At 68.4% G+C, this 10,139-nt stretch carries 9 protein-coding genes; 1 reads left to right on the forward strand and 8 read right to left on the reverse strand.

The annotated features are described in order from the left end of the window. Window positions 1-192: 192 nt before the first annotated feature. Window positions 193-564, reverse strand: coding sequence for a cupin domain-containing protein (locus Mterra_RS15175; RefSeq protein ID WP_119315940.1), 372 nt, complete (start codon window positions 562-564; stop codon window positions 193-195). 175 nt (window positions 565-739) lie between these two features. Here Mterra_RS15175 and Mterra_RS15180 point away from each other — a divergent pair, with 175 nt between their 5' ends. Continuing rightward, window positions 740-2,413 (forward strand): long-chain-fatty-acid--CoA ligase, encoded by a 1,674-nt coding sequence (locus Mterra_RS15180; protein WP_119315941.1) that lies wholly within the window; start codon window positions 740-742, stop codon window positions 2,411-2,413. A gap of 61 nt (window positions 2,414-2,474) precedes the next feature. Here Mterra_RS15180 and Mterra_RS15185 read toward each other — a convergent pair whose 3' ends face one another. From Mterra_RS15185 to Mterra_RS15215, 7 genes are all read right to left on the reverse strand, one after another. After that, entirely contained in the window at window positions 2,475-2,798 is a 324-nt protein-coding gene (locus Mterra_RS15185; protein WP_119315942.1) for a hypothetical protein, read from the reverse strand. A 296-nt stretch (window positions 2,799-3,094) separates the two neighbouring features. Beyond that, a complete protein-coding gene (locus Mterra_RS15190) occupies window positions 3,095-5,629 on the reverse strand; it encodes an outer membrane protein assembly factor BamB family protein (RefSeq protein ID WP_170159689.1) in 2,535 nt (844 codons plus the stop codon). A 330-nt stretch (window positions 5,630-5,959) separates the two neighbouring features. Beyond that, a complete protein-coding gene (locus Mterra_RS15195; RefSeq protein WP_119315944.1) occupies window positions 5,960-7,087 on the reverse strand; it encodes a cysteine desulfurase family protein in 1,128 nt (375 codons plus the stop codon). Then, window positions 7,087-7,560: an RrF2 family transcriptional regulator gene (locus Mterra_RS15200; RefSeq protein ID WP_119315945.1), complete on the reverse strand. Its 474-nt coding sequence runs from the start codon at window positions 7,558-7,560 to the stop codon at window positions 7,087-7,089. The genes Mterra_RS15195 and Mterra_RS15200 overlap by 1 nt, the downstream gene beginning before the upstream one ends. Window positions 7,561-7,633: 73 nt before the next feature. Beyond that, on the reverse strand, window positions 7,634-8,431 hold the full coding sequence (locus Mterra_RS15205; RefSeq protein ID WP_119315946.1) for a metal ABC transporter permease: 798 nt from the start codon (window positions 8,429-8,431) through the stop codon (window positions 7,634-7,636). A gap of 8 nt (window positions 8,432-8,439) precedes the next feature. After that, on the reverse strand, window positions 8,440-9,207 hold the full coding sequence (locus tag Mterra_RS15210; RefSeq protein ID WP_119315947.1) for a metal ABC transporter ATP-binding protein: 768 nt from the start codon (window positions 9,205-9,207) through the stop codon (window positions 8,440-8,442). Between the two features lie 48 nt (window positions 9,208-9,255). Continuing rightward, window positions 9,256-9,891: an HD-GYP domain-containing protein gene (locus tag Mterra_RS15215; protein WP_170159690.1), complete on the reverse strand. Its 636-nt coding sequence runs from the start codon at window positions 9,889-9,891 to the stop codon at window positions 9,256-9,258. Window positions 9,892-10,139 lie beyond the last annotated feature (248 nt).

The raw sequence follows: 10,139 nt of genomic DNA on the forward strand, positions 1-10,139 counted from the left end.
GATAAACCCTCCCCGCGCGCGGGAGGGTTTATCCCCCCAGCCCCCCTTGCTAAGGGGGGCTGCATCTCGCGTACGACGCAGGACGTACGACGTACGACCCGCGTTTAGCGTCTTGCGTTCGGCGTCAGGCGTACGACGTACGACGTATGACCGGCGCCCGGCTACCGGCCATCAGCTATCGACCACCCCCCCTCAATCATCCAGCCACAACGTGGCGTACCCGCTCGTGCGCGGGATGATGCACAAGAAGCTCACCGGCTCGTCGTTGGGGTTCTCGTACCAGTGGGGCGTGTCCGGGGGGATGAGCAGGGCGTCGCCGGCCTTGACCTCACGCACCTCGGTGCCTACGCCCACGCGCACCCGGCCGGAGATCACGTACTGCTGGTGCTGCACGGTGGGGTGCTTGTGGCGGGGGATGCGCCCGCCGGGCAACAGGGTGAAGCGGCGCACCACCGCGTGCACGGTTCCGTCTTCGGGGCCGATGAGGACCTGGACGAAAGCATCCTGGCTGCGCTCGACCGGATGAGCGGGAACGCCCTCTTGGGAACGCACTAGGACATCCATAACTACAGTTTATGGGCTCGAGCGGGGGATAATGGAACCGTCCAGCCCTCCGGTCCCTGCCCTCCCGGACATAACGGGAGCGTAACGCTGGGATGGTGGACTCTCTGCTTGAACTCGGTATAAGAATCCTCTAAGATTTGAGGCACAGCGCGCAAAGGCCCCTGGAGGTTCAAGCATGGCAAAACCCTGGCTGGCACATTACGATCCCGGTGTACCGGAGCAAATCAGCTATCCGGAGGTCCCGCTGTGGCGGCTGCTCGAGCACAGCGCCCAGAAGTACCCCGGCAACGTGGCCCTGGAGTTCATGGGCTATCACCTCAAGTACGAGGGGCTGTGGAGCGCGGCGCGGCGCTTCGCGCAGGCCCTGCGCTCGCTGGGCGTGAAGGAGGGCGAACGGGTAGCCATCATGCTGCCCAACTGCCCGCAGTTCGTCATCGCCTTCTACGGCACGCTGGCGGCGGGGGGCGTCTGCGTCAACGTCAACCCGCTGTACACCCCCCGCGAGCTCAGGCACCAGCTCAACGACTCGGGCGCCGAGACGCTGGTCATCCTCGACCTGCTGTGGCCGCGCTACGCCGAGATCGCCGGCGAGGTCGGGGTCAAGCGGGTGATCACCACCGGGATCCAGGACTACCTGCCCTTCCCCAAGAACCTCCTCTTCCCCGTCAAGGCCCGGCGGGAGAAGCGCTGGGTCAACCTGCCCCCCGACCCCAAGCGCCACGGCTTCAAGGCGCTGCTCAAGGAGCACCCGCCCCTCGAGCACCCCCACCCCGCCAAGCCCGACGACGTGGCGCTGCTGCAGTACACCGGGGGCACCACCGGGCTCTCCAAGGGGGCCATGCTCTCGCACCGCAACCTCGTCGCCAACACCTACCAGGCCATCTCCTGGTACCCGGCGAAGGAGCTCGAGGGCAAGGGCGTGATGCTGGGGGCCATCCCCTTCTTCCACGTCTACGGCATGACCGTGGCGATGAACTACGGCATCGCCGAGGCCTACAAGATCGTGCTGCTGCCCCGCCCCGAGGTCAAGCCCTGCGTCGAGGCCATCGAGAAGCACGGCGTGACCCACTTCCCCGGGGTGCCCACCCTCTACGTGGGCTTCAACAACTTCCCCGGCATCGAGCGTCGCAAGGTGGGCACGGTGAAGGTGTGCATCTCGGGCTCGGCCGCCCTGCCCGTGGAGGTCGCCCGGCGCTTCGAGGAGCTCACCGGCGGCAAGCTCGTCGAGGGCTACGGGCTCACCGAGGCGGCCCCCTGCACCCACTGCAACCCGGTGGTGGGCAAGCGCAAGGTGGGCAGCATCGGCCTGCCGATGAGCGGCGTGGAGGCCAAGGTGGTCGGCCCCGACCTCCAGGAGGTGCCCCCCGGCGAGATCGGGGAGCTCGCCATCCGGGGCCCCAACGTGATGCTGGGCTACTGGAACCGCCCCGAGGAGACCGCCAAGACCATCGTGATCGACTGGCTCCTCACCGGCGACGTCGCCCGCATGGACGAGGAGGGCTACTTCTACATCGTTGACCGCAAGAAGGACATGATCATCGCGGGCGGCTACAACGTCTACCCCCGCGAGGTCGAGGAGGTGCTCTACGCCCACCCCGCCGTGCAGGAAGCCGCGGTGCTGGGCGTGGCCGACGCCTACCGCGGCGAGACGGTGGCCGCTTACGTGGTGCTCAAGCCCGGCCAGACCGTGACCCAGGAGGAGCTCGACCGCCACTGCCGCGCCAACCTGGCCGCCTACAAGGTCCCGCGCATCTACGAGTTCCGCGAGAGCCTGCCCAAGAGCATGGTGGGCAAGATCCTCAAGCGCGAACTGCGCGAGCAGCTCGACCGGGAGAAGGTCTCGAGCTAATGCCGGATTCGGCCAGCCCGGCGCCGCCCGGCCCCCTCGCCTCGAGGGGGCTTTTTCACGCCTACAGCACCTCCACCGGGTAGGTCACGACGTAGATCTCGAGCTGCTGGAAGCGCCCCTTGAGCTTCTGCTTGAACTCGAGGAAGAACCGCCGGTTCTCGGGCGTGTCGTCCACGTCCACGACGAGCTGGTACAGGTCGTCCTCGAAGGTCTCGCGGCCTTTGTGGTAGACCCCGAGCACGGTGTTGGGGTTGTAGCTCATCGCCCCGAAGCGCTCGATGACCTCCTGGAGCGACTGCTGGAGGTTGCTCGTTTCCTGCAAGAGCACCGAACGCCCGTCGTTGAGCCGGGCGGGGAGGAGGACTTCGTAGCGGCGTTTGGTCACGGCTCCCACGATACCGGTAAAGGGTCGGCGCGGGTCGGGGGTGGGCGGCGCGTGGTTGACCTCCCCCCAACTTCCCCTGCCGGCGTCGAGGGCCAAGGGTCTAGAGCGGCATGCCTACTGATCGACCGGTCGGAGGGGTCGCAAACCGCCTCTTCCCGGGGGCCCTCCGCCACGGCGGTACGCCACGAATTACGACCACCGCTCTAAAGCCTGCCTGCCCCCGGGCGGGGGGCAGGCAGGAGGAAATTGTGAAGAGGCGACCGGGGAGGGGCTCGAGGCCAAAGCGCGACCCCGACTTATTTCATGCGCCGAGAGCTGTTGGCATCCCCGCCTTCGCGGGCCCAGGTGCCGGTGGCGAGTTGACCGCCGGCGTGCACGCTGATCAGCCCGCTGCTGGTCCCCGCGACGACGGATTTGTTCGTCAAGAAAACGGGCGAGGACTCGGTATCGTTATTGCCCGCTGCGACACTCCAGGCGAGTTTCCCGTCGCTCGCATTGACGGCCCGCAAGGTTTTGTTGGTGACGATGTAGACCTGCCCATTGTTGCCAACCGCGGGGGTGGCCTCGCATAGCTCGAAGTGGGTGTATATCCACTTGGGAACCTCTAAGGAAGCGGTGGGGGCGGTCGGGCTCACCGCGAACAGGCTGCCGGTGTACTTGGGGTCGGTCGGGGTCCCGCAGATGTATATGGTCCCGTCGGGGCCCACGGCGGGTTCGCTCAGCGAGTCCGCCTCGGCACGCTCGTTATTGGTATTGCTCAGCGATTTAGACCACTTGAGCGTGGCATTGGGCGACACCGCAGACACCTGGATGACCCCATTGCTAATGGTCCGCACATAGATCGTGCCGTCCGGGGCCATCGCCATCCCGCCGGGAGAACTCGGGGCAGCCACCGTCGCCAGCACCCCGCCGGTCGGGGCGTGCTTGCGCACCGAGGAGCTGCCGTTCGACCAGATGTTGCCGCTCTTATCCACCACGACGCTATAAACACTCTCGCCCACGTCGTCGCTCCAACCCGGCGCGCCGTTCGCCGCCGAGAAGGTACGCACGGTGTTGCCGCCCGCTGTAACCACCAGGCCGTTCGCGGTAAGCGCCACCCGGCGAATCTCGAGATTCCCCAGCGGGTCGGTCTTCCACTTCTCGGTGCCGTCCGGGTTGATGGCGTAGAGCGTACCGCCGAAATCCCAGGCGTAGATGGTTCCGTCATCCCCCCGGCTGACCCCCAGCACCGAGCTGCTGGTGTTGTAGGTCCACTTGGGCACGAGCGCGTTGGCGAAAGCCCGTACGGAGTTCCCCGAGCCGACGTAAACCGTGTCGTCAGGCCCCACCACCATGCCCCCGCTCGCGGCGAAGCCGGGCGCGCTGGTAGTGGTCTGGCCCGGGTTGGGGGTATTGCTGCTGCTGAGGATTTGCTCTTCGTAGTTGTAGAGGAGTGTCGAGTACCCCAGGGCGATCCCCAGGAGCGGGGTGATGCCGGTGGAGAGGTCGAGGCCAGCGAGAAGCTTCCAGTCCACGGTAGAACCGATGTTGGCCTTGAACCGCAGGTAGGGGTCGAGGCGGAGGAAGGGACCGGCGAGGCCGTTGATGATGAGCTCGAGCGACGGCGAGATGTACGCCCTGAGGTCCAGTGTGGAGGTGAGGGGCGGCCAATCGGGGATGAAGGTCTGGGTTCGGGTGGATTTGGGTGTGAACCGGTTGGCCTTTCCGTCGTAGAAGAAGCCGCCACCAGCCTCAACGTCCGCCTTGAAGCCGAACTGCACCCCAGCGGTCACGGTTCCGCCAGCGCCCACATAGACCCTGATGTTCGGCGTGATAACCCACGGAACAGGCCCGGTCCACACGGTGTAAGTTCCGAGCGAGATGGGCAGCAGGGCAACCTCGAGCGCGGGGAAGTCAAAGGGGGCCGCACCGGCGGGGGTGGTCACGTTTGCCGAAGCGGTAACCTTCAGGTTGGTTTTATCGCCGGTCTTAAATTTAGCGTTGAAGTTTACGTCCGGCGGCAACGGCTTGAGGTTTTTATCCACGTTGAAACTGGTCGTCAACGTAATTTCGCTGCTCAGGCAGAGCGTCCCAGAGACCCGCACGGTGAGCCCCACCGCCGCGCTCCCGCCGCTACCGCTCGCAGCCAGCGTTTTGTCTACAGCCAGACATTGCTCGAACTCGTCCAAGCGTCGGATGCCTTGAGGCAGCACCACGCCGGGGGCGCTGAGGTCAATCGTTTTGGAAAAGACGAACGCCCCCCGCTGGATCACGTCCTGCATGGCGGCAGGCTCGGTCACGACGGTGGTGCCGTCGTTCGAGACAACCCGCCCGAAGTGTCCCTCCGGGGCCGCCGACGACGGGCCGAGCACCAAAATCTCCCCGGCCTTGAGGGCCGTGATCTGCGGGTTGCCGCCCGAAAAGGTGAGCGTGGTGCGCCCGTCGCTACCTTGCACCAGTGAGGTGAGGCTCGCGGAGGCCGCGTCGTCGGCCACCCGGGTCTCGGGCGATATCTTGGTCTGGAGGAGCCCGTATTCCACCTTAACCGCAGCGCCCGCGCCGGAACCGACCGTCACCTCCTGTGAGGTCACGGACGGTGCGTAAACCGGGGCATCCTTCTCGCCGCCGCCCACCGCAAGCCCACTGACCACATAGGTGCCCGGCGGAACCTTGAGGTCGGTGTCGGCGGTGACGGTGCGCTCGGACTGGTCCATCCCGATCACCTTGACCACTGCCGCCGTCCCGGCAGGCAGACCCGTGATGCGTACGCGCAGCACACCGCCGGGGACTCCACCCCCGGACTGCCCGCCGCAAGCTGCAAGGGTGAAAAGGCCGAGGAGCAGCAGGAGCAAACTCCCAAAAGATCTCATTAAGAGAAAAGTGGGCGCTTTCACGTTCCCGATGTTATCAAGAAAAAATTCCTCTTGCGGGTTATTTAGCCACTGCGCCGTTACGTTAGAGCGGTGGTCGTAATTCGTGGCGTATCGCCGTGGCGGAGGACCCCCGGGGGGAAGCGCTTTGCAACCTCCAACCGGTCAATCAATAGGCAAACCGCTCTAGGGCCACGGGCCGAGGCGTCTTGCGTTTCGCGTCTTGCGTTTTGCGTACGGCGTAGGACGTACGACGTACGACCCGGCGCGTTCGGCTATCGGCTATCGGCGTTCAGCGTCGCCCAAGCCGCCCTAAACCGCGACCCTCGAGCGCTCCACCGCCTGCGCGAAGACCCGGGCGGCCTCGTCCACCTCGGCTTCGGTGGTGTGGCGGCCCAGGCTGAAGCGCACCGAAGCCTTGGCCTCGGCCTTGCTGCGCCCGATGGCGGTGAGGACGTGGGAGGGCTCGAGGCTCCCCGAGGCGCAGGCCGAGCCCGAGGAGGCGGCCACGCCCATCAGGTCGAGGTTGAGCAGCAGCCCTTCCCCGTCGGCGCCCAGGGCGGTGACGTTGACGTGCTTGGGGCTGCGGGCGGTGGGGTGGCCGTTGAGCTCGACGCCGGGGAGGGCGAGCAGGGCGGCCTCGAGCCGCTCCCGCAGGGCGAGCAGGCGGGGGGTTTCCTGGGGCAGCAGGGCCACGGCGCGCTCGAGGGCCAGCCCCAGGCCGTAGACGGCGGGCAGGTTCTCGGTGCCGCCGCGCAAGCCCTGTTCCTGCTTGCCGGGGGCGAGGGGGAACAGCTCGAGGCCCTTGCGCACGTACAGCGCCCCCGCGCCCTTGGGGCCGTAGAACTTGTGCGCGGCCAGCGAGAGCAGGTCGGCGCCGAGTTCTTTCACCTCGAGCGGCAGGGTTCCCGCGGCCTGCACCGCGTCGGTGTGGAAGAGCACGCCCCGGGCCTTGCAGACCTCCGCGACCTCGCGCACCGGGTAGACCGTGCCGAGCTCGTTGTTGACGGTCATCAGGCTCACCAGCAGGGTGTCGGGGCGCAGGGCCTCGGCCACCTGCTCGGGGTAGATCAGGCCGGTGCGGGGCTCGGGGGTGAGGTAGCTGACCGCGTAGCCCAGGCGCTCGAGGCCCTTCATCGCGGTGAGCACGGCGGAGTGCTCGATCTGGCTGGTGACGAGGTGACCCCGGCCCCTCGCCAGGGCGACGCCGTAGACCGCCAGGGCGTCGGCCTCGGTGCCGCCGGAGGTGAAGACGATCTCGCGGGGGCGGGCGCCGAGGGCGCGGGCCACGCGCTCGTGGGACTCCTCGAGCAGGGCCTTGGCCGCGCGCCCGTAGGCGTGCACCGAGCTAGGGTTGCCCCAGGCGGCGAAGGCCCGCTCCATCGCGGCCTTCACCTCGCCGTCGAGCGGGGTGGTGGCGGCGTAGTCGAGGTAGATCATCAGACCACGGGGTTCTGCGGGGGGATGTAGGCGGCGGGCTCGATCTGCACGAGCTTGCGGGCCTCGATGAGCTTGCGCTCCTCCACCAGGTCCTTGAGGGTGGTGTTGCCCAGCACCCCGCGCATGGCGAAGTCCACCTTCTTCCACAGCGTCTCGGTCGAGCAGGCCCCGGTCTGCCAGCAGGACTCGGGGTCGTCGAGGCAGGTCACGGGGGCCAGGCTGCCCTCCAGCGCCTCCACCACCTCCAGCGCGGTGATCTTGTCCATGGGGCGCGAGAGCTTGTAGCCCCCCTTGGCCCCGCGCACGCTGCGGATGAAGTTGCTGCGGCGCAGCTGGGCGGCGATCTGCTCGAGGTAGTGCTGGCTGATGCCCTGGGCCTCGGCCACGTCCTTCAGCGGCACCGCGGCGGGGGCCCGCAGCCCGATCTCGACGAGGGCCCGCAGGCCGTACTGTGCTTTGGTGGAAACCCACATGGCCTGAGTCTAATCCCGTGTATCCGACCCGACAATGGGGACATTTACCTTTGAGGCCCTCCGGGGGCCAGGCTCAGCTTCTGCCGCGCAACGACAGGGCCAGCAGGAACAGCGCGGTCTGGGTGAGCACGATGGTAGCACCGCTGGGGGTGTCGAGGGAGTAGGAGAGGAACAGGCCCAGCAGCGAGGACAGCACCCCGATGGCGACCGCGCCCAAGGTCATGCGGGCGAAGGTGGGGCTCAGCAGCCTCGAGGTCGCCGCCGGGATCACCAGAAAGGCCGCGATGAGCACCAGCCCCACCACCTTCACCGCCATCACCGTGACCACCGCGACCAGCGCCGAGAGCGCGTAGTCCTGGCGCAGCACCGGCAGCCGGTCGGCCAGGGCCAGCTCGCGCTCGAAGGTGGCGTAGGCCCAGCGGCTCCACAAGGGCAGCAGCGCCAGCAGCAGCGCCGCCAGGGCCGCCACGGCCCACAGGTCGGCCGCCGTGACGGTGAGGATCGAGCCGAAGATGTACGACAGCGCGTCGGCGCTGTAGCCCTGGCGCATGGACATGAACAGCACGCCCAGCGCCACCGACAGCGCGAAGAACACCCCGATGGTGGTGTCCTCGCCCAGGTTGGTGCGCTCGCGCACCCAGGTGATCGCCAGCGCCACCGCCACGGCGAAGGGGACGGCGACGTAGAGCGGCTGGGTGCCCAGCAGCAGGCCCAGCGCCACCCCCGCGAAGGCCGCGTGGGCCAGCCCGTCGCCCAGGAAGGAGAGCCGCCGCTGCACGATGAACACCCCGAGGTAGCTGGCGACGGCCCCCACCAGGACCCCCGCCACCAGGGCGCGCTGCATGAAGGGGAGTTGCAGGGCCTCGAGCACGTCTCCTCCTAGCGGATCACCGGGGCGCTGTGGGCGTGGCCCACGTGCCCGAAGGCCCGGCTCAGGCACTCGTGGCACAGGGCCACGGCGGGCAGGTCGTAGGCGATGACGGTGCGGTTGAGCAGCAGCACGTGCGAGGCGTGGTGGCTGGCCGCCTCCCAGTCGTGGGTGATCATCAAGACGGTGGCCCCACTCTGCTGCTGGTAGGCCTCGAGGTGGCGGTAGAGGTCGGCCTCGCCCACCGCGTCCACGCCGGTGGCCGGCTCGTCGAGCATGAGGAGCCTGGGCCGGCGCACCAGGCTGCGGGCCAGGTAAACCCGCTGCAACTCCCCGCCCGACAGCCGCCCCAGCCGCCGCCCGGCTAAGTGGGCGGCCCCGACCTGCTCGAGCGCCGCCATCGCCACCTCGCGCTCGCGGGGGGCGATGCGGAAGGGCCAGGCCCGGCGCAGCCCCGAGACGACGACCTCGAGCGCCAGCGCCGGGAAGCTGCGGTCGAAGCTCTTGACCTGGGGCACGTAGCCCACCCAGCCCGGCGGGAGCGCCTTCGGAGCCTGGCCGAACACCTCGGCCTTGCCCGTCAGCCGGGCCTCCCCGTCGCGCAGGTTGCCGGGGTCGAGGCCCAGCAGCACCTTGAGCAGGGTGCTCTTCCCCGCCCCGTTGGGGCCCACGATCGCCACGAAGGAGCCCGGGGAGATCGCCAGGTTCACCCCGTACAACGCCTGAAAGTCGCCGAAGCGCACGCCCAGTTCGAAGGTCTGCACCGCCAGTGCGCCCATAACACCTGATAATACGCTATCAATAGCGGCGGGCGAAAGTGAGGGCTGTTACGCCACGGACCCGCGGGGGAGTGCTTCTGCCGGGGCGGGGGGAGCCTCGAGCGGCGGGAGCCGCCCCTCGTCGGCCAGGCGAAGCAGCGCGTTCGCCACCTCCGGGTCGAACTGCCGCCCGGCCTGCCGCCCGACCTCCTCGAGCGCCCGCCCCGGCGTCCAGGCGGGCTTGTAGGGGCGCGGGGTGAGCAGCGCGTCGAAGACGTCGGCCACCGCCACGACGCGGCCCTCGAGGGGGATCTCCTCGCCCGCCAGCCCGCGCGGGTAGCCCGTCCCGTCCCACCGCTCGTGGTGGGTGAGGGCGATGCCGACGGCGAGCCCGGCGTCGGGGCCGGCCCGCAGGGAGAGGACGGCCGCCCCCAGCGAGGTGTGGGTCTTGACCAGGGCGTACTCCCAGGGCTCGAGGGGCCCCGGCTTATCCAGGATTTCGGGCGCGATGAGCCACTTGCCCAGGTCGTGAAAGCGGGCCGCCTGGGCCAGCCGGGCACACTGCTGCACGGGGAGCCCCAGCCGCTCGGCCAGCCGGTAGGTGAGCTGGGCCACCCGCAGGGCGTGGGCGTCCTGCTGCACCAGCCGCTCGGCAGCGCCGGCGAGGCAGAGCAGCCCCTCCGCCAGGTGGCCCGGACCGCCCACGGCAGGCGCCCATATGCCCACGCGCGGTAACGGTTCCAGAATCAGGCCGAGGGCCCCTTCCCCGCCTTTACTGACCATTGCCTTGGGAAATTACCGGGGGCGGGTAAATGAGAGGTTAACGCCGGGGGCAGGTCGTACGTCGTACGTCGTACGCCAAACGCCAAACGCAAGACGCAAAACGCCTGGTTCCCCCCTTGGCAAGGGGGGTTGGGGGGGATAAGCCCTCCGCGCGCGGGGAGGGCTTATCC

The organism is Calidithermus terrae (genome assembly GCF_003574345.1).
Taxonomy (GTDB): Bacteria; Deinococcota; Deinococci; order Deinococcales; family Thermaceae; genus Calidithermus; species Calidithermus chliarophilus.